29 protein-coding genes are annotated in these 26774 nt (G+C 36.3%); 19 read left to right on the forward strand and 10 right to left on the reverse strand.

Translation table 11 applies throughout. The annotated features are described in order from the left end of the window. Positions 1-6 precede the first annotated feature (6 nt). The 3 genes from hemH to G3A47_RS06405 all read right to left on the reverse strand — a co-directional run bounded on the left by hemH (position 7) and on the right by G3A47_RS06405 (position 2447). The gene (gene hemH, locus G3A47_RS06395) at positions 7-1032 is read right to left on the reverse strand and encodes a ferrochelatase (RefSeq protein ID WP_166921351.1); all 1026 of its coding nucleotides are present in this window, start codon (positions 1030-1032) and stop codon (positions 7-9) included. 159 nt (positions 1033-1191) lie between these two features. Continuing rightward, positions 1192-1572, reverse strand: coding sequence for an FEKKY domain-containing protein (locus G3A47_RS06400; protein WP_166921352.1), 381 nt, complete (start codon positions 1570-1572; stop codon positions 1192-1194). 2 nt (positions 1573-1574) lie between these two features. Next, positions 1575-2447: an AraC family transcriptional regulator gene (locus tag G3A47_RS06405; RefSeq protein ID WP_166921353.1), complete on the reverse strand. Its 873-nt coding sequence runs from the start codon at positions 2445-2447 to the stop codon at positions 1575-1577. A 227-nt stretch (positions 2448-2674) separates the two neighbouring features. Between G3A47_RS06405 and hemA the strand changes: the two genes are divergently transcribed. The 10 genes from hemA to G3A47_RS06455 all read left to right on the forward strand — a co-directional run bounded on the left by hemA (position 2675) and on the right by G3A47_RS06455 (position 10850). Beyond that, the gene (hemA, locus tag G3A47_RS06410; RefSeq protein ID WP_166921354.1) at positions 2675-3925 is read left to right on the forward strand and encodes a glutamyl-tRNA reductase; all 1251 of its coding nucleotides are present in this window, start codon (positions 2675-2677) and stop codon (positions 3923-3925) included. Between the two features lie 136 nt (positions 3926-4061). Continuing rightward, on the forward strand, positions 4062-4985 hold the full coding sequence (gene hemC, locus G3A47_RS06415; RefSeq protein WP_166921355.1) for a hydroxymethylbilane synthase: 924 nt from the start codon (positions 4062-4064) through the stop codon (positions 4983-4985). After that, positions 4985-5650 (forward strand): uroporphyrinogen-III synthase, encoded by a 666-nt coding sequence (locus G3A47_RS06420; protein WP_166921356.1) that lies wholly within the window; start codon positions 4985-4987, stop codon positions 5648-5650. Before hemC ends, G3A47_RS06420 begins: the two co-directional genes overlap by 1 nt. A gap of 54 nt (positions 5651-5704) precedes the next feature. After that, positions 5705-6730: a uroporphyrinogen decarboxylase gene (hemE, locus tag G3A47_RS06425; protein ID WP_166921357.1), complete on the forward strand. Its 1026-nt coding sequence runs from the start codon at positions 5705-5707 to the stop codon at positions 6728-6730. 57 nt (positions 6731-6787) lie between these two features. Beyond that, positions 6788-7165, forward strand: coding sequence for a hypothetical protein (locus tag G3A47_RS06430; RefSeq protein ID WP_166921358.1), 378 nt, complete (start codon positions 6788-6790; stop codon positions 7163-7165). 2 nt (positions 7166-7167) lie between these two features. Beyond that, the gene (locus G3A47_RS06435) at positions 7168-7719 is read left to right on the forward strand and encodes a GNAT family N-acetyltransferase (RefSeq protein ID WP_166921359.1); all 552 of its coding nucleotides are present in this window, start codon (positions 7168-7170) and stop codon (positions 7717-7719) included. Beyond that, entirely contained in the window at positions 7709-8614 is a 906-nt protein-coding gene (hemF, locus tag G3A47_RS06440; RefSeq protein WP_166921360.1) for an oxygen-dependent coproporphyrinogen oxidase, read from the forward strand. Before G3A47_RS06435 ends, hemF begins: the two co-directional genes overlap by 11 nt. A gap of 225 nt (positions 8615-8839) precedes the next feature. After that, positions 8840-9832 (forward strand): porphobilinogen synthase, encoded by a 993-nt coding sequence (gene hemB / locus G3A47_RS06445; protein WP_166921361.1) that lies wholly within the window; start codon positions 8840-8842, stop codon positions 9830-9832. Positions 9833-9834: 2 nt separating this feature from the next. Continuing rightward, positions 9835-10236, forward strand: coding sequence for a c-type cytochrome (locus tag G3A47_RS06450; RefSeq protein WP_166921362.1), 402 nt, complete (start codon positions 9835-9837; stop codon positions 10234-10236). A gap of 164 nt (positions 10237-10400) precedes the next feature. Then, positions 10401-10850 (forward strand): GyrI-like domain-containing protein, encoded by a 450-nt coding sequence (locus G3A47_RS06455; RefSeq protein ID WP_166921363.1) that lies wholly within the window; start codon positions 10401-10403, stop codon positions 10848-10850. A 438-nt stretch (positions 10851-11288) separates the two neighbouring features. On the opposite strand, the gene G3A47_RS06460 is transcribed toward G3A47_RS06455, so the two are convergent. Then, positions 11289-13349, reverse strand: coding sequence for a M13 family metallopeptidase (locus G3A47_RS06460; protein ID WP_166921364.1), 2061 nt, complete (start codon positions 13347-13349; stop codon positions 11289-11291). Between the two features lie 202 nt (positions 13350-13551). Between G3A47_RS06460 and G3A47_RS06465 the strand changes: the two genes are divergently transcribed. The 5 genes from G3A47_RS06465 to G3A47_RS06485 all read left to right on the forward strand — a co-directional run bounded on the left by G3A47_RS06465 (position 13552) and on the right by G3A47_RS06485 (position 17801). Next, a complete protein-coding gene (locus G3A47_RS06465; RefSeq protein ID WP_166921365.1) occupies positions 13552-14475 on the forward strand; it encodes a DMT family transporter in 924 nt (307 codons plus the stop codon). An 87-nt stretch (positions 14476-14562) separates the two neighbouring features. Then, positions 14563-15228: an SCO family protein gene (locus G3A47_RS06470; protein WP_166921366.1), complete on the forward strand. Its 666-nt coding sequence runs from the start codon at positions 14563-14565 to the stop codon at positions 15226-15228. A 105-nt stretch (positions 15229-15333) separates the two neighbouring features. Further along, positions 15334-15573: a FeoA family protein gene (locus G3A47_RS06475; RefSeq protein ID WP_166921367.1), complete on the forward strand. Its 240-nt coding sequence runs from the start codon at positions 15334-15336 to the stop codon at positions 15571-15573. Further along, positions 15573-17672, forward strand: coding sequence for a ferrous iron transport protein B (gene feoB / locus G3A47_RS06480; RefSeq protein WP_166921368.1), 2100 nt, complete (start codon positions 15573-15575; stop codon positions 17670-17672). The genes G3A47_RS06475 and feoB overlap by 1 nt, the downstream gene beginning before the upstream one ends. Positions 17673-17678: 6 nt before the next feature. After that, positions 17679-17801 carry a FeoB-associated Cys-rich membrane protein gene (locus G3A47_RS06485; protein ID WP_166921369.1) on the forward strand — a complete coding sequence of 41 codons (123 nt, stop codon included), beginning with the start codon at positions 17679-17681 and terminating at the stop codon, positions 17799-17801. A 148-nt stretch (positions 17802-17949) separates the two neighbouring features. Here the strand turns inward: G3A47_RS06485 and G3A47_RS06490 are convergent, their stop codons facing one another. The 3 genes from G3A47_RS06490 to G3A47_RS06500 form a co-directional block, all read right to left on the reverse strand. Then, positions 17950-18603 carry an HD domain-containing protein gene (locus G3A47_RS06490; protein ID WP_166921370.1) on the reverse strand — a complete coding sequence of 218 codons (654 nt, stop codon included), beginning with the start codon at positions 18601-18603 and terminating at the stop codon, positions 17950-17952. Between the two features lie 281 nt (positions 18604-18884). Next, entirely contained in the window at positions 18885-19877 is a 993-nt protein-coding gene (locus G3A47_RS06495; protein WP_166921371.1) for an acyl-ACP desaturase, read from the reverse strand. 52 nt (positions 19878-19929) lie between these two features. After that, positions 19930-20670 (reverse strand): lysophospholipid acyltransferase family protein, encoded by a 741-nt coding sequence (locus G3A47_RS06500; protein WP_166921372.1) that lies wholly within the window; start codon positions 20668-20670, stop codon positions 19930-19932. Positions 20671-20797: 127 nt separating this feature from the next. Between G3A47_RS06500 and rnpA the strand changes: the two genes are divergently transcribed. The 4 genes from rnpA to G3A47_RS06520 all read left to right on the forward strand — a co-directional run bounded on the left by rnpA (position 20798) and on the right by G3A47_RS06520 (position 24527). Beyond that, complete coding sequence (gene rnpA / locus G3A47_RS06505) at positions 20798-21202, forward strand: ribonuclease P protein component (protein ID WP_166921373.1); 405 nt, start codon at positions 20798-20800, stop codon at positions 21200-21202. Between the two features lie 80 nt (positions 21203-21282). After that, positions 21283-22080 (forward strand): DUF4349 domain-containing protein, encoded by a 798-nt coding sequence (locus G3A47_RS06510; RefSeq protein ID WP_166921374.1) that lies wholly within the window; start codon positions 21283-21285, stop codon positions 22078-22080. A gap of 2 nt (positions 22081-22082) precedes the next feature. Next, positions 22083-23720, forward strand: a complete 1638-nt coding sequence (locus tag G3A47_RS06515) for a S41 family peptidase (RefSeq protein WP_166921375.1) — start codon at positions 22083-22085, stop codon at positions 23718-23720. A 3-nt stretch (positions 23721-23723) separates the two neighbouring features. After that, complete coding sequence (locus tag G3A47_RS06520) at positions 23724-24527, forward strand: OmpA family protein (RefSeq protein WP_166921376.1); 804 nt, start codon at positions 23724-23726, stop codon at positions 24525-24527. A gap of 7 nt (positions 24528-24534) precedes the next feature. Here the strand turns inward: G3A47_RS06520 and G3A47_RS06525 are convergent, their stop codons facing one another. From G3A47_RS06525 to G3A47_RS06535, 3 genes are all read right to left on the reverse strand, one after another. Continuing rightward, entirely contained in the window at positions 24535-24981 is a 447-nt protein-coding gene (locus tag G3A47_RS06525) for a GNAT family N-acetyltransferase (RefSeq protein ID WP_166921377.1), read from the reverse strand. 351 nt (positions 24982-25332) lie between these two features. After that, the gene (locus G3A47_RS06530; protein WP_166921378.1) at positions 25333-25917 is read right to left on the reverse strand and encodes a hypothetical protein; all 585 of its coding nucleotides are present in this window, start codon (positions 25915-25917) and stop codon (positions 25333-25335) included. 189 nt (positions 25918-26106) lie between these two features. Continuing rightward, the gene (locus tag G3A47_RS06535) at positions 26107-26748 is read right to left on the reverse strand and encodes a DUF1579 domain-containing protein (protein ID WP_166921379.1); all 642 of its coding nucleotides are present in this window, start codon (positions 26746-26748) and stop codon (positions 26107-26109) included. Positions 26749-26774: the final 26 nt, after the last annotated feature.

Consider the following 26774-nt stretch of genomic DNA (forward strand, 5'->3'; position numbering starts at 1 on the left):
CTATTTCTATTTTCTATCTGCCCAATCATTAATCCAGTTACTAACTGTCTGACACCATTCGTCGTCGTCATTCAAACACGGAATCGCTAAAAATTCTTCACCACCGTTGGCTTCAAAGTCTTCTTTGGCACGCATTGCAATTTCTTCCAGTGTTTCTAAACAATCGGTAACAAATGCAGGTGTTACAACGGCAATTTTCTTAATTCCTCTTGACGGCATTTTATCGATTTCAACATCGGTATAAGGCTCAAGCCATTTATCACCTGCTAATCTGGACTGGAAAGTAACGCAATATTTGTCTTCAGGAATTCCTAACTGCTCTACTACCAAACGTGTTGTTTCATAACAATGAGTTCTATAGCAAAATTCTGCTTCAGGAGTTCCAACTTCACAGCACATTTCGTTGGTAACAAACTTTTTATGTGATTTTGTTTTATCTGTTTTGCGAACATGACGTTCCGGGATTCCATGATAAGAGAAAACCAACTGATCGTAATCAAAACCTTTCAGGTTTTTCTCAATAGAATCGGCAACGTTTTTAATGTAATCCAGTTTGTTGTAAAACGCGGGAACATCGGTAAATCTCATGTTTGGAAATTTCTTCTTGCGAATTTCTTCTGCTAACACTAAAATAGTCAAAGTCGAAGCCATAGCATATTGCGGATACAGCGGAAAAAGCAATACCTCATTAACACCCTGATCGTGCAATTCCTGTAATCCTTTTTCAATTGTCATTGACCCATAACGCATTGCTAATGCAACCGGAACAGTTGATAAAGGCTGCACTTTTTTCTTCATTCTTTCAGAAAGCACCACTAACGGAGAACCTTCTTCCCACCAAATTTTTGCATAAGCATGTGCTGATTCTTCCGGTCTTTTTCTTAGAATAATACCTCTAACCAAAAAGGCTCTCAATAAATACGGAACGTCAATTACGTATTTATCCATTAAAAATTCATCTAAATATGGTTTTACATCTTTTGGGGTTGGACTATCCGGAGATCCTAAGTTTACTAATAATACGCCTTTCATTCTGTTCTTTTGTTACTTTAGGCTTTAAGCTTTAGGCTTTAAGCATTTGTTATATTTAAATTTTTGTCAAAAGTATCGTTTGTTACTTCTTATAAAAATGATAAATGTTATGTTTAATTTATAGTATGATATCTAAAACTGATGTCAACAAATCATAATTCAATTTTCATTTACAAAATCTATTTCTTTACTTAATTTTTCCTTCCATCCTGCACCATTCCTTTTATCAAGATAAGAATCTGTTATTCTATGATATTCTTTAGTTGCTTTATCCAGCTCTCGGTCACCAATAGTGCAACCTAGATTTTTTTTATACAAACCGTATCTTTTGTAGATACTATCAATCTTCTTCTTATTTAATAATTGTTTCTTCGCTTTTACAGAATCCGGATAAATAAATGGTAAGCCATAAGTGAATGTTTTCACACTATCAGCCTCAACATCTCTAAATGCCTGATTTCTATACTCAGAAAACAAACTATTCTCTTCCGATTTACAGCCTAATAAAAAGATTAATGCTAAAAACGTAATTCCTTTCATTGTTAAACATTTGTATTAATCGACATTAAATACTTTTTAGGCGTCGTGGCAAACTTTTTCTTGAATGCCGCTATAAAGTGACTTCCTGTACTGTAGCCAATTTTTAACCCCACTTCGTTTACATTATAAGAACCGCTGTCGAGTAACTTTCTGGCGAAATCCATTTTGTAATCAAACAGAAACCCATAAACAGTATCCCCGTAAATTTGTTTGAAACCCATTTTTAGTTTCTTCAGATTCAATCCGATTTCATCTGCCAATTCTTGCAAACCCGGTGGTTCAGCCATATTGGCGATAATAATTTCTTTGGCTTTTCGGATTTTCAAAACGTTATCTTCGTCAATCAAAAACGGACATTGTTCTGCATTGGGATCTTCTGTTCTATTAAAATACAAACTCAATAATTCGTATCCTTTTCCTTTATAGTATAGGTTTTTAATAGACGGATGAAGGTTATAATGAAACAACTGACTCAATACAATCGCCATAGATGGGCTAATATTCCCCTCGTTATAATACTTTTTATCCTTATTATCAGGACTTAAAAAAGTAATATAATCAGCTTCGGCAGAAAACAGCGCATGAAATTTCTTTATGGAAACAATTACAGAAATCACCCATGAATTTGGAGCAAGTTCTAAATGAAGCGGTAATTCTTTCTGTGGATTATACAAAAGCAGTGATTTTTCTTCCTTCAATTCCAAAGCATAAGTACCTTGATTGAATAAAAATTTAGCATTGCCTTTTATACCAAAGTGAAACTGTATCAGACCACTACCAACTTCATGCTGTGCAAAAAATGGCTCCGGACTGTCATTCTGAAAACGAATTAGCGTAAAATCATCTTCAATTTTTATAATTTCCTGAGAACTCATAGCGATATTTTTTTGAAAGATAAATGGAACGAAAAACAAAATCTTATTTAGAATGACTCTAAACAAAACGATTCTAACAACTTGATTTTGCTACAAAAATAATCCTTTTTGCATAAAAACAGCTCTTTACAAACAAAAAAACATATAGCGACATAAAAAGTACTTTGAGCGTTATTTTTATAAAAGGTATAATGATAATTTTGTTGCACTTTTATGAAAGTGGATTTATGGAAAACAACAACGCACCAAAACATCTTTATTTTTACTCAGTTGGTCTGAGTTACAAAAAAGCCGATGCGGAGGTCAGAGGTAAATTTAGTCTGGATGCAATTGCAAAAACGCGTCTATTAGAACAAGCCAAAAACGAAGGGATCGAAAGCTTAATTGTAACTTCGACCTGCAACAGAACTGAAATTTACGGTTTTGCAGAACACCCGTTTCAATTGATAAAACTAATTTGTGATAACAGCAATGGTTCTGTTGATGCCTTTCAAAAGGTAGGATTTGTTTATAAAAATCAGGAAGCGATTAATCATATGTTTCGCGTAGGAACAGGATTAGACAGTCAGATTCTTGGTGACTTCGAAATTATCTCTCAAATAAAAACCAGCTTTTCACATTCAAAATCAATGAATTTGGCCAATGCTTTTTTAGAAAGATTGGTAAATGCGGTAATTCAGGCGAGTAAGAAAATCAAAAACGAAACAGAGATCAGTTCAGGTGCCACTTCGGTTTCATTTGCCTCTGTACAATATATCCTTAAAAATGTTGCCGACATCAGTAATAAAAACATTTTGTTGTTCGGAACCGGGAAGATCGGAAGAAATACTTGCGAAAATCTGGTAAAACATACCAAAAATGAACATATTACTTTAATTAACAGAACCAAAGACAAGGCAGAGAAATTGGCCGGAAAACTAAATCTGATCGTTAAAGATTATTCTGAATTACATCTTGAACTTCAAAAAGCCGATGTTGTTGTTGTAGCCACAGGAGCTCAAAACCCAACCGTTGACAAAGCAATTCTAAATCTTAAAAAACCATTATTGATTTTGGATTTATCTATTCCGAAAAATGTCAATGAAAATGTAGAAGATTTAGAAGGCGTAACTTTAATCCACATGGATTATTTGTCTCAACTGACAGACGAAACTTTAGAAAACCGTAAACTGCACATCCCAGCGGCAGAAGCGATTATAGAAGAAGTAAAAGAAGAATTCATAACCTGGACTAAAGGAAGAAAATTTGCACCTACAATTAATGCTTTAAAAGAAAAGCTGAATGCCATAAAAAATTCAGAATTAGATTTTCAAAGCAAAAAAATAACCGATTTTAATGAAGAACAAGCTGAGATTATCAGCGCAAGAATCATTCAGAAAATCACTACTCATTTTGCCAATCATTTAAAAGACGATGATACTATGGTCGATGAAAGCATCGAATGGATCGAAAAAGTCTTTAAAATAAAAGCCTCGTAAAGTTTAAAAGCTTTTAGGGCGCTTAAAAAATATTTAAACCCTATAAGTTATATAAATTCATATCAAAAATCGCTGACATTACGTTGCGGGAAGCTTAAATGAGCTTATATAACTTATAGGGTTAAAAAAAACAATAATGAACAAAAAAGTAATACGAATTGGAACTCGCGATAGCGAATTAGCACTTTGGCAAGCACATACCGTCGAAAAACAACTTAACGATTTAGGTTATGAAACCTCAATCGTTGCTGTAAAATCTACCGGCGATATTATTCTCGACAAACCTCTTTACGAACTTGGAATTACAGGGATTTTCACCAAAACCTTAGACATCGCTATGATTAACGGTGACGTTGATGTCGCTGTTCATTCTATGAAAGATGTTCCTACCGCTTTACCAAAAGGTATTGTTCAGGCTGCGGTTTTAGAAAGAGCCAATGTTCTGGATATTTTAGTTCATAAAGGAAATCCTGATTTTACGGCACCAAGCACCATCGCAACCGGAAGTCTGCGTCGTCAGGCACAATGGTTTAATAAATACCCAAGCCATACCGTAGTTGATTTACGCGGAAACGTAAACACTCGTATGAAAAAACTACAAGACAATAACTGGGACGGAGCTGTTTTTGCTGCTGCAGGTTTGGAGCGCATTAACTTAAAACCCGAAAATTGTATCGATTTAGACTGGATGATTCCGGCACCGGCACAAGGAGCAATGCTAGTTGTGGCGATGGAAGATGACAACTATACTCTGGATGCATTATCACAATTAAATCATATTGAAACAGAGATTTGTACGTATATCGAACGTCAGTTTTTAAGAACTTTAGAAGGTGGCTGTACCGCACCCATTGGAGCATTAGTTACTTATAACGAAGACGAAGACACCCTTCATTTTCAAGGCGTTTTACTTTCTGTTGACGGAAAACAAAAACTCGAAGTCAATAAAACGGTTTCCATTAAAGAATGGAAAAAACTTGGATTCTTCGCTGCTCAGGAAATCCTGAACAACGGTGGAACCGAATTGATGCACACTATTAAAGAATCTCTGAAAAAATAATGGCAAAATCAATTCAAATATTGTCTACTAAAAAGCTTTCGGACATTCAGAAGAATGAACTGCAAAAAGCAGGTCTTGAACTTACCGAAGTCGATTTCATACAAACAGAGAACAAGCCTTTTCAAATTGCAAACCTCAACGATAATTTAATTTTCACCAGTCAAAATGCCGTTCACAGCGTTCTGGCAGACCCAAACGTTGAAAAATTAAAATCAAAAAATGTTTTTTGTGTTGGTTTAAAAACGAAGATACTTTTATCTGATAACGGATTCAACGTAGTTGCCTATACTGGCTATGCAGCTGATCTGGCAGAAATCATCACTTTGATTTACGGTCACGAAAGCTATACTTTTTTTAGTGGAAATCTGCGTAGAGAAACACTACCAAATGCCTTAAAAGAAGCAGATGTAAAACTGAATGAAATTCAGGTTTATCAAACTTCCTTGACTCCACACAAAATAAAAACTCCGGTAGATGCTATTTTATTCTTTAGTCCTTCTGGTGTTGAAAGTTATTTAAAGGAGAACAGTATCAAAAAAGAAATTTGCTTTTGCATTGGTGAAACTACTGCTCAGGCATTAGAAAAAATCACTAAAAATATCATCGTTGCCGATCAGCCTACTGTTGAAGATGTAATTGAAGATGTAATTCACGAATATAAATAACAATAACAAACCTAACCGATTCTAAAAACCGGTTAGGTTCAAAACATAAAACTCATGTTAAAAAACGATCTATTTTTAAAAGCACTAAAAGGAGAAACTGTTCAACGTCCACCGGTATGGATGATGCGTCAGGCAGGAAGATATTTACCTGAATTTAGAGCTTTACGTGATAAATACGATTTCTTTACGCGTTGTGAAACTCCGGAATTGGCTGCTGAAATTACAGTTCAGCCTATTCGCAGAATTGCTCCGGATGCTGCTATTTTATTCTCGGATATTTTGGTAGTGCCACGTGCTATGGGAATTCACGTTGAATTGAAAGATAATTTAGGTCCAATTATTCCGGACCCGATTCGCACAATGGAACAGGTAAACCAAGTTTTTGTTCCGGATGTAAATGAAACTTTAGGTTATGTTTTTGACGCTATCAAATTGACTAAAGAAATGTTGAACGACGAAGTACCATTAATTGGTTTCGCCGGTTCGCCTTGGACCATTTTCTGTTATGCTGTAGAAGGTAAAGGTTCTAAAAGCTTTGATACTGCAAAAGGGTTCTGTTTTTCTAACCCGGTTGCAGCACATACTTTATTACAAAAAATCACAGACACTACTATTTTATACTTAAAAGAAAAAGTAAAAGCTGGTGTTAATGCCGTTCAGATTTTTGATTCCTGGGGAGGAATGCTTTCTCCGGTTGATTACCAGGAATTTTCATGGAAATATATCAATCAAATTATCGATGCTTTAGCGGAAGTTACTCCGGTTATTGTTTTCGGAAAAGGATGTTGGTTTGCTTTAGGCGAAATGGGCAAAAGTAAAGCTTCCGCTCTAGGGGTAGATTGGACTTGCTCTGCAAGAAATGCCCGTTATTTATCAGGTGGAAACATCACGCTTCAAGGAAATTTTGATCCATCAAGATTGCTTTCTCCAATTCCGACTATCAAGAAAATGGTTCACGAGATGATCGACGAATTCGGAAAAGACAAATACGTGGTAAATTTAGGTCACGGAATTTTACCAAATATCCCCGTAGATCACGCCAAAGCATTTATTGATGCTGTGAAAGAATACGGGAATTAAGTATCAGCCTATCCTGTAAGGTTTTGGAAACCTTGCAGGAGATAAAAAAAGCAAGAAATGCTCAACAAAGGGTTAAGAGACGAAGAAAAAATTAGAATCGACAATGTCTTAAAAACATTGCGGACTATTGTTTTTGTACCAAAGCCAATGAGTGAATCACAAAAGATTGAGATTGAAAATCAGCTTAAAGCATTTGGTTTAAACATTAAAACCTTAGTTGATTATTCAAATGAAGAATTGATCACCTTATTGCTCCGTCTTCATTTTGATTGGGATCAACTGGAACAATTTGCGGATTTTCTAATGGCTTTTTCTAAAGTTGAAAATTATACTTTTGGAGAAAAAGCGTTGGCCATTTATCAATACATCCAACAGGAAAGCAAGGTTTTTTCTTTTGGAATCAACACTAAAATCACTACTGCTAAAAACAAATAGAGATGAGTTACACTGATTGGAAAATTGACCGAATAGAACACATCCTTCCTGAAGAGTTCTACCAACTAATAGATAAGAATAAAAATCATATCGCGCAAACTTTTCCCGTAACGCTTGCCAACTCTGACACGCTCAAGAAAGCACAGAAATTCCTGACCTTTAATATTGACAAAGAGAAAAACAAAGAAGGTTATTTCTTTTTCGCAAGAGCAATCAAAACAAATGCTTTAATTGGTTATTTATGTGTCAAAACGATAGACTATCGCATCTCTAAATGTGAACTGGGATATTTTATCGACGAGGATTTTCAGGGAAAAGGAATAATATCAAAAATGACTTCTAATGCCCTTGATTTTTGTTTCAACGAATTACAGATAAATAAGGTTTTTATCTGTACATCGGAAATCAATTTGGCAAGTCAGCAAATTGCATTAAAGCACCATTTCAAACAAGAAGGAATTTTACGCGACGAATTTAGAAACGGCAACGGCATATTGCAGAACACCGTTTATTTCGGTTTGCTAAAATCAGAATACGAAAACAATGAAAGATAAATTTTACGCATACATACAAAAGTTGCAGGACCAGATTTGCGCTGGATTAGAAGCTGTTGACGGAACTTCAAAATTCCGTGAAGATCTTTGGAAACGTCCGGAAGGCGGAGGCGGAAGAACTCGTGTAATCGAAAACGGAGCTGTTTTTGAAAAAGGCGGTGTTAACATTTCAGCCGTTCACGGAAAATTGCCGGAGACCATGCAAAAGATGTTTGGCGTTGGCGAAGCAGATTTTTTTGCTTGTGGACTAAGTTTAGTTTTACATCCCAAAAATCCGATGGTTCCTACAGTTCATGCCAACTGGCGCTATTTTGAAATGTATGACGAAAAAGGAAATATAATCCAACAATGGTTTGGTGGTGGACAGGACTTGACGCCTTATTATTTGTTTGAAGAGGATGCAAAACACTTTCATCAAACCTGTAAAACAGCCTGTGACAAGCACAATCCTGAGTTTTACCCCAAATACAAAAAACAATGTGACACCTATTTCTGGAATGCACACCGAAATGAAGCTCGTGGACTAGGCGGTTTATTCTTTGATTATTGCAAAGCAAATGAACAGATGACGATGGAAAACTGGTTTGATTTTGTTAGTGAAGTCGGAAATAGTTTCCTTGAAGCTTACGTTCCGATTGTAGACAGAAGAAAAAATCTTCCTTATACAGCAGATCAAAGAAACTGGCAGGAAATCCGTCGTGGCCGTTATGTTGAATTTAATCTGGTTCACGACAAAGGCACTTTATTTGGTTTAAAAACCAATGGAAGAATTGAAAGCATTTTGATGAGTTTGCCTCCACACGTACAATGGGTTTATGATCATCATCCGGAAGCCGGTAGTGAAGAAGAGAAATTGATACAAATATTAGCAAATCCAATAGACTGGGTTGAATAATTTGAAATTGATATAATATTGCTTTTAAGGACAAAAGTGATTCGAAGACCTATAAAGGATGCCGCTCCTCCGGAGCTTATTAAAATTTGGTACAACGTTTCTATAAATATTGCGCTCCGCTGGAGCTAAAATAAAAACAACAACATGATTTAAGACTATAGACCAACGACTCCTCCTTTTAGAAGTCAAAATCTAAAATCTAAAATCCAAAAATCTAAAATAATTATGTTCCCATTACACAGAGGCAGAAGATTAAGAGTAAATGAATCTATTCGTTCTTTAGTTCGCGAAACCAGTTTGAGTCCATCTGACTTTATGTTCCCTATGTTTGTTGCTGAAGGCGAAAATGTAAAAGCAGAAATTCCATCGATGCCTGGAATTTACCGCAGATCGATAGATTTAACGGTGGAAGAAGTCAAAGAAATTTATGCTTTGGGTATTCGTGCGGTTAACATTTATGTAAAAGTCAGCGAAAACTTAAAAGACAATACCGGTAAGGAAGCCTGGAATAAAGACGGATTAATGCAACAGGCAATTCGCGCCATCAAAACCGCTTGTCCGGAAATGATTGTGATGCCCGACGTGGCTTTGGACCCCTATTCTATTTATGGTCATGATGGCATCATTGCAAATGGTGATGTCGAGAATGACAGCACTGTTGCTGCTTTAGTCAAAATGGCTGTTTCTCATGCTCAGGCCGGGGCTGATTTTGTAGCGCCGAGTGATATGATGGACGGACGTGTTTTACGCTTAAGAGAAGGCTTAGATGCAGCCGGTTATCACAATGTAGGTATTATGAGTTATTCGGCTAAATATGCATCTGCTTTTTATGGTCCTTTTCGTGATGCTTTAGATTCTGCTCCGGTGGATACAACAGATATTCCAAAAGACAAAAAGACCTACCAAATGGATTATGCTAACCGTATTGAAGCCATAAAAGAAGCCTTGTCAGATGTAGAAGAAGGTGCCGACATGGTCATGGTAAAACCGGGAATTGCTTATTTGGATATTGTACGTGAAGTAAAAAATGCTGTCCATGTTCCTGTTACGGTTTATCATGTATCCGGAGAATACGCTATGATAAAAGCGGCGGCAGAAAGAGGCTGGTTAGACAATGATAAAATCATGATGGAACAATTGATGTGTATCAAACGCGCCGGAGCCAGCTTGATTTCGACTTACTTTGCTAAAGAGGCTGCTATACTTTTAAATAAATAATCATGAAAAAAATACTATTCATCTCTGCCGTTTTAGCTTTGGCTTCCTGCAAAAAAGAAGCTACTGAAAATCCTGTTCCAAGTACCACAGAAGCTTATACAGAAGGAGAACCCGCAAAAGCCACAACTCCTGAAGCTTTGGGAAAAGAAATCTTTGAAGGAAGAGGAAATTGTACTTCCTGTCATCAGGTAGATCAAAAAGTGATTGGTCCAAGCATTCAGGAAATTGCAAAAATCTACAAAGATAAAAACGGCGATATTGTTACCTTCCTCAAAGGAAATGCAGAACCTATTGTAGACCCTAGTCAGTTTGCCGTTATGAAAACTAATTTTCCGGTAACTCAGGCAATGTCTGATGAGGAACTGAAAGCAATAGAAACTTATATTTACAGTAAACTGAAGTAATTCAGAAATAGATTTTATAACAAAACGGCGCTAAATTAGTGCCGTTTTTGTTTTTATAGAAATTCTAAATGATAGGTTAATATTTAAATTCTTTTTTAACTGCTGACATACTGTTGTCACCAACTGGTTTTATTTTTAACCTTTAACCCATAAATTCAAAGAAAATGTATACTCAAAAATTCCATGTAATTGGTATTTCCATGCGAACAACCAACGAGCAGGGACAATCCAGTCAGGACATTCCGGCCCTTTGGAATAAATTTTTATCTGAAGCTGTCGCAGAAAAAATTCCAAACAAAATTTCGCAAGACATTATCTGTATTTATACCGACTATGAAAAAGACCATACCAAACCTTACACTACTATTTTGGGCTGTTTGGTAGACAATCTGGATTCTATTCCCAACGAAATGATTGGTAAAACAATTGAAAAATCCAGCTATGTAACCTTTACTGCCAAAGGCAACTTAGCCGAAGGTATTGTCTATAACGAATGGATGAAAATTTGGAACGCCAATTTAGAAAGAAGTTTTACCTCTGATTTTGAAATTTATGGTAAAAAAGCTCAAAATCCTGCTAATGCAGCGGTTGATATTTATATTGCTGTGTCGTAATAGACAAACCATAAGTAATTCCTTTTATCCAAAGCGGTTTTTATTCTTAAAGCCCTTTTCTTTCTCTTGCTGAATGAATCGCTCGCCCGCAAAGTATTAACACAAAGCAAAGTCTTTTGCACGCAGATTTTGCAGATTAAGCCGATATTTGTTTTGTGCTCAGATAAAAAACAATCTGAATAAATCTGCTACCCGAGCGATAACGAACTGGCGAAGCAAATCTGCGTGAAAAAATTTCACTGCAAACATAGGAGTCGCAAAAGCGCAAAGTTACTCACGCAGATTATGCGGACACTTTTGTTTTGTGACTGCATAAAAATAATCTACTACCCTAGCGATAGCGAACAGGCGAAGCAAATCTGCGTGAAGACTTTTCACAAGCAAACACAAAAAAAACCGTCTCTTTTTAAGGAGACGGTTTGTTTATTTAAACTCTAATTACCAGATTTTAACACGTTTGTCCGGATCTACATACATTTTATCCCCTTTCTTAATTCCGAAAGCGTCATAAAAAGCATCTACATTCTGAATCGGTACATAAGCTCTGTACATTCCAGGAGAGTGTGGATCTGTTTTCACTTGATTTTTGATTGCCTCATCTCTTGATTTAGTTCTCCAAACTGTCGCCCACGAAATAAAGAAACGTTGCTCCGGTGTAAATCCATCAATTAATCCCGGATTTCCATTTGCTTTCAAATACAACTGCAATCCATCGTAAGCAGCATTTATTCCACCTAAATCACCGATGTTTTCACCTAAAGTAAATTTACCGTCTACGTGAATTCCCGGTAAAGGCTCTAACGCGCTATATTGATCTGCAAGTGCACCGCCTAAAGCTGTAAATTGTTTTAAATCATCAGCTGTCCACCAATCAACAAGATTTCCATCTGCATTGTAACGAGCACCCGAATCATCAAATCCGTGTGAAATTTCGTGACCAATTACGGCTCCGATTCCACCATAATTTACTGCTTCGTCAGCCTGGTAGTTGTAAAATGGAGGTTGTAAAATTGCAGCAGGGAAAACAATCTCGTTGTAAGAAGGATTGAAATAAGCATTTACGGTTTGTGGAGACATTCCCCATTCTGTTTTATCAACCGGTTTACCCAATTTAGCTAAATCCTCTTTGTAATCCCATTTAGATAAACTTTGCATATTAGTAAGGTACGTCCCGCCCTCAGCAACATTCTTAAATACCAAAGCAGAATAATCTTTCCATTTGTCCGGATAACCGATTTTGATGGTAAGTTTCTTCAACTTTTCGATTGCTTTTACTTTTGTAGCCGCTGACATCCAAGGCAAAGCATTGATTCTGTTTTCATAGGCTAAAATCACATTCTGAATCATTTTCTGTGCTTTCACTTTTGCTTCAGCAGGAAATAATTTTTCAACATATAATTTTCCTAGTGCTTCTCCAACTGTATTATTAACAACTTGCAAAGCCATTTCTTCGCGCGGACGTTGTTTCAAAGCTCCTGTCAATGTTTTTCCATAGAAATCAAAATTAGCATTTTCGATATCTGTAGTTAACATAGAAGCTGACTTGTTAAGAACACACCATTTTAGGTATTCTTTCCACTCTTCTATTTTCTTTGCTGTAAAAATCTTTTCCAGATCAGCCATGTAACGAGGTTGTGTTACAATAACAGTATCTACTTTTGCCATTCCGATTCCGGCAAAATATTTATCCCATTGAATAGAAGGAACTGTCTTTTTTAAATCGGCAACAGCAGTAGGGTTGTATTGTTTTCTACGGTCTCTACGCTCTACACGGTCTAATCTTGGTGCAGACATTGCGGTTTCTAATGCTAAAATCTGAGCAGCACTTTGTTTTGCTTTTGCCGGAGATTCGCCAATAAACTGCATCATTCTGGCAACGTGAAGTTCGTATTTAGCACGTTTTTCTTTAGAATCTTTATCATCAGCGTTGTAGTAATCTTTATCTGACAAACCTAAACGTCCCGGTCCGATACTTACTGAGTTTACATTACTGTTTTTTGAATCCGCTCCAACTCCAACTCCAAAAAAACCGACACCACCCTGAGGCTCCATTTCGATAAGGAAATTTTGCAAATCGGTTACATTTTTAATAGCATCGATTTTCTTCAGAATAGGTTCAATTGGTTTTATACCTTGCTTATTTCTTCCAACCGTATCTAAAATAGTATTGTAAAGCGCAATCGCTTTACCCTGATCTGTGTTTGATTTGTACTTTGGATCTTTAGAAGCTTCTTTTAATATAGCCAGCGAGTTATCGTCTGTTCTTTGTCTCAATTCGTTAAAACTTCCCCATGAATTTCTGTCGCTGGGAATTTCTGTTTTATCTAACCAACTTCCGTTTACGTAACGGAAAAAATCTTCACTTGCACTAATTTTAGTATTCATGTACGAAACATTAATACCCGGTTCCTTTGGTTTTGCATCCTGAGCCTGCGCAGCTAAAAATGTAAACATTGCAGAAACAACACAAAACATAGGTTTGTTTAGCTGTTTTATCATTATAATTTATTATTTAAGGTTTAACACAAACATATTGTTATTATTTTAAACTTTATGTTAAAATTGCACAATAATCACTCCTCTGTTTTTCAATGCAATTATTTCATTAGAATCAACTAAAAATTTCATGAATATATATTGCCTTTTTTCGTTCTATTTGAAATAGTTTTTGGAATATTTGTCAAACTAATTCAGACACAAAGTGAAAGCAAGATTACAAGCCGTATTTTCCGGTAGAATTGAAGCCATAGGATTACCAATTCTCGCCTTATGTTGGGTAAGTTTCTTTTGGGGAACCACCTGGCTAGCCTCAAAAGAAGGCGTAAAACACATGCCCGCTTTACAATTGGCAACCATACGCCAGTTTTTGGGAGGAATTTTGTACGTTGGTTATTTCCTGTTGAAAAAAGAACCCTGGCCCAAAGGCAAACAATGGACCACAATTCTGATCTTAGCCATCTTAAATTTTGTTTGCAGTAACGGACTAAGCACCTGGGGAGTAAAATACATCAGTAGCGGACTTGGTGCCATCATAGGTGCTATTTTCCCGATCTGGATTGTAATTATTTGTTTCTTTAAAGGAGAAAGAATTGCCAAACTGGCCGTAACAGGGCTTCTAATTTGTTTTGGAGGAATCTGTATTATTTTTATGGATCATTTGGGTGATTTCTTACGACCTGATTTCCAATTTGGAATCTTCCTGTCGGTCGCAGCAACCATTACCTGGGCTTTTGGGATTTTGGAGACTAAGAAAAAAGCGGGTAGCTTTAATCCATACTTTAGCTTGGGGTTACAAATGTTGATTTCAAGTTTCATTCTTTTGACTGTGACAGAATTTTCAGGAGGTAATATCCCTTACAGCCAAATACCTTTAACTTCCTGGTGGGCCATTGCTTACTTGGTACTTATTGGTTCTGTACTGACTTTCATTGCTTTTATATATTCGTTACAACATCTTCCAACTGAGGTTAGCAGTATTTATGCTTATATCAATCCGGTTGTAGCGATTATATTAGGTTCTTTTATTTTTGATGAAATGCTTACACAGGCCATCATAATTGGAGTGATCGTAACACTAATTGGATTGTATCTTGTAAATAAATCGATTCGAAAAATTAAAAAGTAATATAAAACCATCCTTATCCAAAGTTAAAAAAACTCCTAACTAGGGATTTAAAAACTGCTTTTTGTATTTTTGCGCCAAATTATGTTTATGAAATCGCTTCTGTATAAATACCGCAAATTTTTTATTGTTTTAATTTTATTTTCGGTTGTCACCATATCTTTATTTTATTCTGCTTTAAAACCACAAAAGACATTGCCTATTTACAATCCGGCAGATGTTAATCCGGAGTTGGTAGACAGCACTGTTCAATATAAAAGTAAGTACCATACCATTGCTGATTTTTCATTTGTAAATCAGAATGGAGACACGATTACACAGAAAAATTACGAAGGCAAAATTTATGTAGCCGATTTTTTCTTTACCACTTGTGGTTCAATCTGTCCTAAAATGACCACTAATCTGGCTGATGTTCAAAAAGCAGTCCTAAACAACCCGAAGGTAATGTTGCTGTCTCACACAGTTTTCCCTGAGGTAGACAGTATCCCTGTTTTAAAAGCGTACGCCATCAAACACGGTGTCGTTGACAGCAAATGGAACTTGGTTACCGGAGACAAAAAAGAAATTTACACCATGGCCAGAAAATCTTATCTGGCTGTAAAATTAGGCAGACCGGATCAGCTATACGATATGGTCCATACAGAGAATTTTGTTTTGGTCGATCAAAAACGCCGCGTTAGAGGTTTTTATGACGGAACAAACAAAGAAGATGTAAAACGCCTTCTAGATGACATCGATTTTCTGTGCAAAGAGTAAAAACTTCTTAATTTTTAGAAACATTTAGCATTTGTGTAAGCATTATACCCTTAGATATATAGAATAATTGCCTATTTTTGCAATCTAAATTCAATCTAAATAAGCTTGCAAAATACTATCCACACTCTGAAAAAAGGCGAGAAAGCCATTATCAAAGATTTTGATATCGATCTTATTCCTCTCAAATTATTAGAAATGGGGTGCTTGCCGGGCAGCATGGTAGAATTACTTGAGATTGCCCCTTTTGGAGATCCCTTATATTTAGACATTAATGGCTCTCATGTTGCTATCCGCATAGAAACCGCTCGTGAAATTGAAGTTGAACTTATCAAAACCAATTTGTAATGAGTGTTCAAAATATTAATGTTGCCCTTATTGGGAATCCAAACACAGGAAAAACTTCGGTATTCAATCAACTTACAGGACTTAACCAACACGTTGGGAATTATCCCGGAATTACCGTTGAGAAAAAAATAGGTTTTTGTAAACTGCCCCATAACATCAAAGCGAACATTTTGGACTTGCCCGGAACTTATAGTCTGAATGCAAGTTCTATGGATGAAAGTGTGGTGATCGAACTTTTACTCAACAAAAATGACAAACTATATCCGGATGTAGCCATTGTTGTTACCGATGTAGAGAATTTAAAACGAAATCTGCTTATTTATACTCAGATAAAAGACCTTGAAATCCCAACGATTTTAGTCATTAACATGGCCGATCGTATGGAAACAAAAGGAATTACACTTGACATTCCGTTACTGGAAGAGCAACTTAAAACAAAAATTGCTTTGATTAGTTCCCGTAAAGGTCACGGAATTGATACCTTAAAAGAATTAATAGTTTCCTACAGGACACTTCCAACAGAACCATGTCTGAATGCTTCGGTGATCGATAAAGATTATTTTGAAAGTTTACAACATGCTTTCCCGAATCAGTTGTTATATAAATTATGGCTGGTTATTACACAAGATGTAAATTTTTCAAATTTAGATCGCAATGAAATTCGCAATACTTTTACAAAATCACATTCCGAATTAAAACGTCTGCAGCAGCAGGAAACGATAAAACGTTATCAATTTATTAATAACGTTCTCAAAGAAGGATTAAAAATAGATGCGGCAATGGCAAAAGATGTCAGAGCCAAACTAGATCGTGTCCTGACACACAAAGTTTGGGGTTACGCTATTTTTCTGGGGATTTTGTTTCTTATTTTCCAGTCGATTTTCTCATGGTCCACTATACCAATGGACTTTATTGACGGTAGTTTTGCATCGTTAAGTGCCTGGACAGCTGAAACCCTGCCTAGTGGTATACTTACAGACTTGTTATCAGAAGGAATAATTCCGGGAATTGGCGGTGTAATCATATTTATTCCGCAGATCGCCTTTTTGTTTTTGTTTATTTCGATCTTAGAAGAAAGCGGTTATATGAGCCGCGTCGTCTTTTTGATGGATAAAATCATGCGTCGATTCGGACTTTCAGGAAAAAGTGTAGTGCCTTTAATATCAGGAACAGCTTGTGCTATCCCGGCGATCATGGCAACCCGTAATATTGAAAACTGGAAAGAACGTCTGATCACTATACTCGTGACTCCCTTTACAACCTGTTCGGCACGATTACCGGTTTATGCGATAATTATATCCTTAGTAATCCCAAGTAAACGTGTACTTGGAATTCTGAACCTTCAAGGTCTAACACTGATGTTACTGTACGTTTTAGGATTTGCAGGTGCTATTGTTTCAGCCTATATTTTAAATAAAGTTCTAAAACTAAATACTAAAACGTATTTCGTTGTCGAAATGCCAAGTTATAAATTGCCTCTTTTCAAGAACGTTGCCATCAACGTTGTTGAAAAAACAAAAGCTTTTGTGGTTGGTGCAGGTAAAATCATCTTGGCAATATCTGTTATTTTATGGTTTTTGGCTTCTTACGGGCCAGGAAAGAATTTTAACGACGCGGAAGCCATCGTAAAAGAAAGAACAGCCGGAAAGCCCTTAAACGAGGCTGATTTTGAAAATGAAGTAAACTCTCAAAAACTGGAGAACTCCTATATTGGACTAATGGGAAGAGCCATCGAACCTGCCATCGAGCCATTGGGTTACGATTGGAAAATAGGAATCGCATTAATCAGCTCTTTTGCCGCACGTGAGGTTTTTGTTGGAACACTGGCAACGATATATAGTGTTGGCGACAGCGAAAATGAAGAAACTATAAAAAGTAAAATGCAGCAGGAAGTTCATCCCGAAACCGGTGAAAAGGTTTTTAACTTCGCCTCAGGAATCTCACTATTGTTATTCTATGCTTTTGCGATGCAGTGTGCCAGTACACTTGCCATCACAAAAAAAGAAACAAACTCCTGGAAATGGCCGGCTATGCAGCTTTTCCTGATGAGTGGTCTGGCCTATTTTGCCGCATTAATCGCCTTCCAAATTTTAAAATAAAGTGTTATGGTACAAGAAATTATAGCCTTCACCATATTAGGATTCGCAGTTGGCTTTCTAATCAAAAAATTCTTTTGGAAATCGAAGAAGAAGAAAGATTGTGGTGATGGGAACTGCGGATGCAGTTAGCCCCTTTTAAAGTTCTGATGGGAGGAACTCTTAGGCCTCTGTGAGAGAGAATTTAACCGCAAGGGCCGCAAAGATATACGCAAAGTTCACAAAGCTTTATCAATTAGCTTTGCGAATTTTGTGTTTTAAAAAAGGTTGAGGCTAAAAACTATTTAACTCCCTCCCATTCCGCATAAAACTGCGCGAGGAACAACTCCATAAAACGATGTCTTTCGGCAGCGATTTCTTTACCGGTTTCTGTATTCATTTTATCTTTCAATAATAAAAGTTTTTCGTAGAAATGATTTATAGTTGGAGCATTGTTGTTCTTGTATTCTTCTTTGGTCATGTTGGTAATGGGGGCAATTTCAGGATTATGTAATGCCCTGTTCTTAAACCCTCCATAGTTAAAAGCTCTTGCCACCCCAATTGCACCGATGGCATCTAAACGATCAGCATCTTGAACGATATCTAATTCAACAGAAGAAAATTTCTTTTCGAAATTTCCTCCTTTGTACGAAATATTTTCAATGATCTTTATAACATGCACAATAAGGTCTTCCGAAACATTCTCAGACTCCAAAAACAAACGTGCTGTTCTAGGTCCAATCGTTTCATCTCCGTTATGAAATTTACTGTCGGCTATATCATGAAGCAAAGCTCCTAATTGCACTACGGTAAGATCACAAGTTGTATTTTTTGCAATCAAAAGAGCATTTTTATACACACGCTCAATATGAAACCAATCGTGTCCTCCTTCTGCATCACTTAGTTTTTCTTTTACAAAAGCGATTGTTTTGTTTATTAGGTCTGTATTATTCATAACTGTTTAACAGGTTTCTTTACTTTTACTATTTACCGGAAAATGAGCCGGTTTCTTATATTCCTTACTTAAATCTTAGCTAGAGCTATTCCTATAAAAAATGTTGATTGTCAGAAACTTATTAGCTTCAACAATCAACATTATTTTATTACTTTTTATCAAACGCAACTTAGTTGCAATATCTAAAAATCAGTTCTCAATCTCAAAATCAATTTTAAATTAAAGATTCGACCCACGCCAAAAAATCTAAAATCTAAAATCTAAAATCTAAAATCAAAGATTTACAATCTAGCCGGTTCTACCCATTTAAAGATATGTGACTCTTGTGGGATTACCAATCGCTCTGAGATTTTTGCCATACGTGCCGGTAATTTCATTAAATAGTCACGTGCTTTTTCAGCTTCATCTGTTAAACTGGAAATCTTATCAATCTCCCATTTATCAATTAACTTTTGCATGATATCCACATAATCGTTTGCTGTATAAACACCGATACGTTGTGCAGAATCAGAAAATTGTTCAAAAGCAGAACTGATCTTTTGACCTGATTCTCTTAGGAAATGTGCTGGCATAACGATTTTTTGTTTCATCATATATTGAAACGCCAACATCATCTCGCTTGGATCAACCTGGAAAATTCTCGTTACAAATTCGCTGTAAGCATGATGATGGCGCATTTCGTCACCCGCAATCATCTTACACATTTTAGACAATTTATTATCACCAAATTTCTTAGCCATTTGTGCTACTCTATTGTGTGACACATAAGTAGCTAACTCCTGAAAACTGGTGTATACAAAGTTTTTATACGGATCAGATCCCGTTCCGATATCAAAACCGTCGTTGATCAAATGCTGTGTTGTCATTTCGATTTCACGCATATTCACACGACCGGACAAATACAAGTATTTATTCAGTAAATCTCCGTGGCGGTTTTCTTCTCCGGTCCATTGACGAATCCATTTTGACCAACCGTTTCCACCGTTCTCTACCTGATTTACTCCTTCCACGTCCATCAACCACGACTCATAAGTCGGTAAAGCTTCTTCTGTGATGGTATCACCAACAAGCGTTACCCAGAAATCATAAGGTAATTCTTTAGCAATTTCACGCAATTCTCTTACCTCTTCAAAGAAGTTATCACCCTCAGAATTAGGCAAAAAATCAGACGGTTGCCAAATTTTTTCCACTGGAATTAAATACTGCTCAACGAAGCTATCCACGTTTTTTTCCAAAAACTGCATTACTTCTAATCTAATGTTTTTTATAGACATTACTTATTTTAGATTTGGGATTTAAGCTATAGCATATACTAAAAGCAAAAATCTATTTATATTCATTTACTCCTTCTACAACTGCCTTTTCTGTAAGCGCCATTAACTCGGCAAAATCATAATCCTTTACTGCCATCGCTTTATGAACTGTAAAGGTAAGGTGATTTCCTAAACCCACCGGAAAAAAACCAAAACGTACCATTTTCCATGAATTGTTGATACTCACTGGTACCACATAGGCAGATGGCGCATATTTACATAAGATTTTTAAACCACTTTGAGCAAATTCTTTCGGTTTTCCGGTTTTGCTTCGGGTACCTTCGGGGAAAATAACGGCAGATCTTGTATTTTTTTCAATATATTCAGACATTCCCTTGATTACTGGGATCGCCTGTTTAGGGTCTTTTCGGTCAATTAGCACAGATCCTCCATGTCGTAAATTGAATGAGACACTCGGAATTCCGCTACCTAACTCTTTCTTACTGACAAATTTACAATGAAAACGTCTAAAGTACCAAATCATTGCCACAATATCATACATACTTTGATGATTTGCCACAAATATTATAGGAACTCCGACAGGAATTGTCTCCCTATTCTCTATTTTAGAAGTTGTCCCTACAAGATTCATACATCTTAAAAGAAGAAAATTCAAATAATCAACACTTTTTTTATGCGCCTGATAACCAAAACCTTTAAGGCAAATCCATTGAATTGGATGAAAAACAACCAGACACAGTCCAAAACATAAATAATAAATTACGGATATGGGATACGAAATTATCTTTTGCATGCTTGAAAAAATTAAAGGCCAAAAGTAATAAATAAATAATTAGTGCTATAAAAATTAAAAACATTAACTGTATTTCTCGTTTAATTGTACCTTTGCCTGATAAAATTGCAAATTTTTTCTGAACTAAATGAATTTTACTTATCCCAAAAAGGAACGTTTAAAAAGCAAAACAACAATTGGTTTACTCTTTTCCGAAGGAAAATCGGTTTCAAAATACCCGTTGCGTTTGGTTTATTGTAAGGGGGAAGCTGAAGCTCAGGAAAAAATTAAAGTCGGCGTTTCAGTCTCTAAAAAATACTTCAAAAAAGCCGTCGACCGCAATTACTTCAAACGTGTTTTAAGGGAAACCTACCGCCTTAATAAACATTTGCTTTGGGACAATCTCGAAGGCAACTACTCCTTCATGTTTTTCTACCAGACCAAAGACCGCTTGACTTATGAAGAGATCAACGCCAAAACCATTCAGTTGTTTGAGAAATTTCTTCAGCAGGTAAACAGAGTGCCGGATTCTGAAAACAAAACGGAGTTGTAAGATTCCAAAGACAACTTTATTCGTCAAATTAGATGAGAAATTACAAAAAAATTGTAGTTTTAGCTCTAAATTGAAATTTTATGCGATATATTTCCTTTTTAATATTTCTGACTTTACTTTTCTCCGGTTGCAAAAAGGAAGGAGATAAAGCCGCGATCATCGTTCCTGAAGTACAAAACGTTAGCTTACCCGATAAAAATGAAACCGGTGGAGCTGCCATTCTCCCTCAAAAAATAATAAAACAAGCCTCTTTACGTTTTGAAACCAACAGTCTGGAAGACACCTTCAAACAAGTTCAAACGGCAGTAAAAGAAAACAAAGCTTCGATACAAAATGATACGGAAGGCAAAGACGAAACTTCCATTTACAGAACCCTAACTGTTCGTGTTCCAAGTCAGAACTTTGATCTTTTTATGCAGTCCATCTCTAAAGGTGTTTCTTATTTTGACCGTAAAGAAATTTCGTCAGAAGATGTTACAGAACAATATATTGATCTGGATTCCAGATTAAAAACCAAACAAAAACTCGAAAGTCGCTATTTGGAAATCCTTCAAAAAGCAACTAAAATCAGTGAAATACTGGAAATTGAAAAGCAGATTTCACTAATCCGTGAAGAGATCGAAGCCAAACAGGGACAGCTCAAATATTTGGAAAGCCGTGTCTCTGAAAGCACCATAACTATTGAATTTTACAAACCCGTTGCCGAAAAAGAAGGAGTCAAAATCTCCTACGGATCCAAAATAATAACCGCTATACAATCCGGATTCTTTGAATTGTCCGGTTTATTTATTTGGTTAATCAGTGTTTGGCCATTTATTATATTGTTTGGTCTTGCCGGTTATTACATTAGAAAAAGAATTAAAAGAAAAAAAATATAATCATGTATCCTTATTTCAAAAAGAAGTTTGTCATTCCTGTCGTTGCAGCCGGGTTTTTATTTATCGGAACCAGTTTCAAAGACGATTTTTTCGAAATAGCCAAACAAATCGAAATTTTCACTACCTTATTTAAAGCGGTGAATACCAATTATGTTGACGACACCAATCCCGGAGATTTAATGGATAAGGCCATCAAAAGTATGTTGGGGAGTCTAGATCCGTACACGGTTTATTTTAATGAACAGGATGTTGTTAATTTCAAAATCAACAATACGGGAGAGTATACCGGAATTGGTGCTTTGATCGCCCGAAAGAAAGACCGTCTGATTGTTCGTGAACCTTATAAAAACTATCCAGCTGATAAGGCCGGACTGAAAGCGGGAGATGAGATCATTCAGATCGGAGATGTTCTGATTGCCGATTTTAAAGACGATGCTTCTCAATTATTAAAAGGTGCAAAAAACACCAAAATCCTGATAAAATACCTGCGTCAGGGAAAACCCTATTCTACACAACTTGTTTTAGACGAAGTAGATATTAAATCGGTTCCTTTTTACGGAAAAATCGATGATAAAACCGGTTATATTGTTCTGGCACATTTTAACAGAAAAGCTGCAGCCGAAGTCAAAGAGGCTCTGGAGAAATTAAAAGCTGACGGTGCCAAACAAATTGTTCTTGATTTGCGAGGAAATCCGGGCGGGTTATTAAACGAAGCCATTGACATTTGCAATTTGTTTGTTCCAAAGAATGAAGTTATTGTAACCACAAAATCAAGAATCGAAAAACACAACAATACTTACAAAACACAACGTGAACCTGTAGACACAGAGATTCCACTGGCCATATTGGTAAACGGAAGAAGTGCTTCAGCTTCAGAAATTGTATCGGGAGCTTTGCAGGATTTAGATCGTGCCGTAATTCTGGGGAGCCGCAGTTTCGGTAAAGGATTGGTACAACGCTCTGTTGATCTGACTTACGGAACGCAACTGAAAGTAACCATTTCACGCTACTATACCCCTTCGGGGCGCTGCATTCAGGCTTTGGATTATGCTCATAAAGATAAAAATGGTGTGGCACAGAAAACAGATGCTAAAAACTTTACTGCCTTTAAAACCCGAAAAGGAAGAACGGTTTATGATGGTGGTGGTGTTTTACCGGACATTGAATTAGACGAGACTAAAATGAGTCCGATTACAACTGCTTTATTAAAAAACGATGGTATTTTTGATTACGCTACTTCTTATTATTACAAAAATCCGAATCTGGGCGATAAAATTCCTGTTATTTCAGAGACCGATTATACCGCTTTTAAACAATACTTAAAAACCAACAAAATCACTTTTGACACCGAAACCGAAGTGGCTTTAAAAAACACCTTGGCGGCAGCCAAAAATGAAAAAATAGACGAAACGATTGCGCCGGAATACCAACAATTACTAAACGCCCTTGAAAAAAGTGAAACTACTTTGTTAGATAAAAACCAAAAAGAGATTAAAAACCTGATCCAGGAGGAACTGATCAAAAGATACCAATATCAAGAGGGTTTGTATCAATACTATATTAAAAACAATTCCGAGATTAAGAAGGCTGTAAACGTTTTAAACAATCAAACTGAGTATAAAACGATTTTAAAAATGTAAAAGATGAAATTCTCTAACACTTTATTTCTTTTCTTTATTTTCAACTTGTCGGCACAAAAGAAACCTGTTGAGACGGTCTATTTTGATTTCGACAAGTACGATCTTACGGAACAACAAACTAAAGTGGTTGTGAATTTTATAAAAACCATTGACACTTCAAAAATCGAATCGGTACAGATTTACGGGTATTGCGATGATCGGGGCAATGATGAATACAATTTCAGATTGTCTACTAATCGAGTAAATACTATTCAGAAATTGTTACTTGAAAATGGCTTTAACCAAAGCAAAATAATTATCCTTGAAGGAAAAGGCCGTGTGATTATACGACCCGACACTGTAGAAAACTTACACGAAACCCGTTCGCAAAACCGGCGGGTCGATTTAATAGCCGTCAAGCGGAACTCTTTTGGAAAAGGAATTTACACGTCTTTTAAAAATCGCTTAAAAGTGGGTGATAAGATTTATCTGGATAACATTCTATTTGATATGGGAAGTTCTAAGCTTACCAATAACTCTAAAAAAGAACTGGATAAAATTGGCCAAATTCTTCTGGAAAAAAACACTCTTGAATTCGAAATTCGGGGACATGTCTGCTGCACACCCGAAATTTATAGTGATGCAATTGACAAAGTTACTAAAGAAAGAAGGCTCTCCTGGAACCGTGCCAAAACGGTTTTCATTTACTTAATGGACAAAAAAATAGCCAAAAGCCGCATGACGTATCAGGGTTGTGGCAACAAATATCCGCTTGGCAAAGGAGATAACTTAGACAGACGGGTTGAGTTTTTGATTACTAAAATCTGATTTCCAATTAACCGCGTTGCATCTCAATATGCGGAATATCATCTTCCAAATACATTTCACTGGTTTGAACAAAACCATGACTTTCGTAGAATTTCTTTAGATACAACTGTGCTCCAATTGTAATTTTATCAGTATCAAAGTTGCTTTTTATCCCCGCAATCGCTTCCCGCATTAAATCGTGCCCCCATTTTTTATCGCGATAATTAGCATCTACCACTACTCTGCCGATTGATGTATTTTCAAAACTAATTCCGGCTTCAAACAATCGGGCGTAGGCCACTACTTTTCCATCGAATTCGCCAATTAAGTGCAAAGCGAGCTTGTCTTTACCGTCAGGATCCAAATAAACGCAGTTTTGCTCGACTACAAAGATCTCACTCCTTACTTTGAGCACATCATATAACTCATGTGCTGTTAATGCCTCAAAAGGCTTTATTTTCCATTTTAATTCCATCTCATTCTTTCTTTATGCTATTCCAGAATAAATTCTATACTTTTATATCTCAAACATAAAAAAATTATTTGGTAGAGCTTTAAGGAATTGCTAAATTAATTTACATGCTTAACGTTTTGTCTAACTCGCAAAGGGCGCAAGGGTTTATGCCAGCAGTGTGGATTTTGGCTCGCAAAGTCGCAAAAGCGCAAAGTTTTTTGTTTCGTTTCTCGCATCAGACTTAGAACCCTTTGCGACTTCGCGCCTTTGCGAAAAAATTTAACTGCAAGGCACGCAAGTTAAAAATCAACATAGCGTCCTTTGCGTAAACCTTTGCGCTCCTTGCGGTTCAGAAATATAGTACTATTGTATCTACACCAACAAGCTGTTAAACGAATAGGCTAATGCAATTGTAATTAACAAAATCCCTGCGATTAAGAAAAAACAGGAAGCAAACAGTAACCACTTACAACTATTCAAATCCTTTTCAAAACTTACTTCTTCACTCTTTACAGATTCCTCCAATCGATTAAGTTCTGATTCGTTTTTCTCTCTATTGTCTACTAAATTATTTGCTATATCATTTCCTATTTCCTTTTTAATTTCTTCTCTCTTTTGTCGCAGACGAAAGCCCCTTATAAAATGAGTCATGCAATCGGTAGAAAAATAACGGTGACTTAATGCTGCCAGCGCTGCAGCTATCAACGTTATCGCACCAAGAAGTAGCAGCATTTTATTATCAGAAAAAGAGCTTATAAATTTCTTCTGTGTTACCGGATCTGTAATCTTAAATAGTACATTCGCAATTAAAAACCCATAAATGGCTACACCCAGTAACGAAAGCCTCAGTATTTCTGACGAAAAACTTTGGTACTTTTCTAAAATGATAAAATCGACTTTATAATGGTCTTCGTTGATCGGGATGTCACTTAAATATTTTGTGCGAAGAGTTCTCATAGATTCTGTATTAGATAGTTACGTTTTACTTCAAATGTACAAAACTCTTACAAAGTTATACAACCTATTTATGCGCCTTATTTAACCGCAACGCGCGCAAAGATTTACGCAGGGTTCGCAAAGGGTAAAAAAATAGTGGTCGTCTCAAAAATTGAGACGACCACGCTTTTTATTTTACATCAAATTGAATTACTGCTTCTTCATCAAGATTTCCATACTCTTGTATTCCTGTCCTTTTTTGACTTCAAACATTTCCATTTTACGTGTCGTTGCATCTACAATGGTATATATTTCTCTATAAGGCGATTTTTTACCATTAAACGGGTTTACCATGTCGCCTTTGAAATTGATACTTTTGCTTTTCTCGTCATATGTTCCGGTAGCGACAATCATACCGGTCCCCATATTATCGATAAAAGTAGTGGTGTATTCTTTATTGGCATTATTGTAAGCTAATGTACTTTTACCTTCAAACGGCTGTCCCATCATCATCCCTTTATAGCTGGATTCCTGATAGCGACCGCCAAGGATCATTTTGCTGACTGCGGTAGAGCTTGCTTTTTGAGGTTTGCCATTTGGTTCCATCCAAAAAGTCATTTCACACTTCCAGGTACCGGTTTCGTCGGCCATCATTTTGTGGGATGCTCCGGGGGTAGCATAGGCAATCCATGCTTTTTCTTGTGCGGCAGAATCAAGGGGTTGTTCTGCAATTGCTTCTGCTGTTTTCACACTGTCAGCCACTTTAGCATTTTCGGCATCTGTTTTTCCATCCTTTTTACAAGAAGAAAAACAAAGTACCGACATCGATAGTATTACATAAACTTTTTTCATAATTCTCTCATTTAATGTTTGTTAAA

Source organism: Flavobacterium poyangense (assembly GCF_011751075.1).
In the GTDB taxonomy this organism is placed as follows: domain Bacteria; phylum Bacteroidota; class Bacteroidia; order Flavobacteriales; family Flavobacteriaceae; genus Flavobacterium; species Flavobacterium poyangense.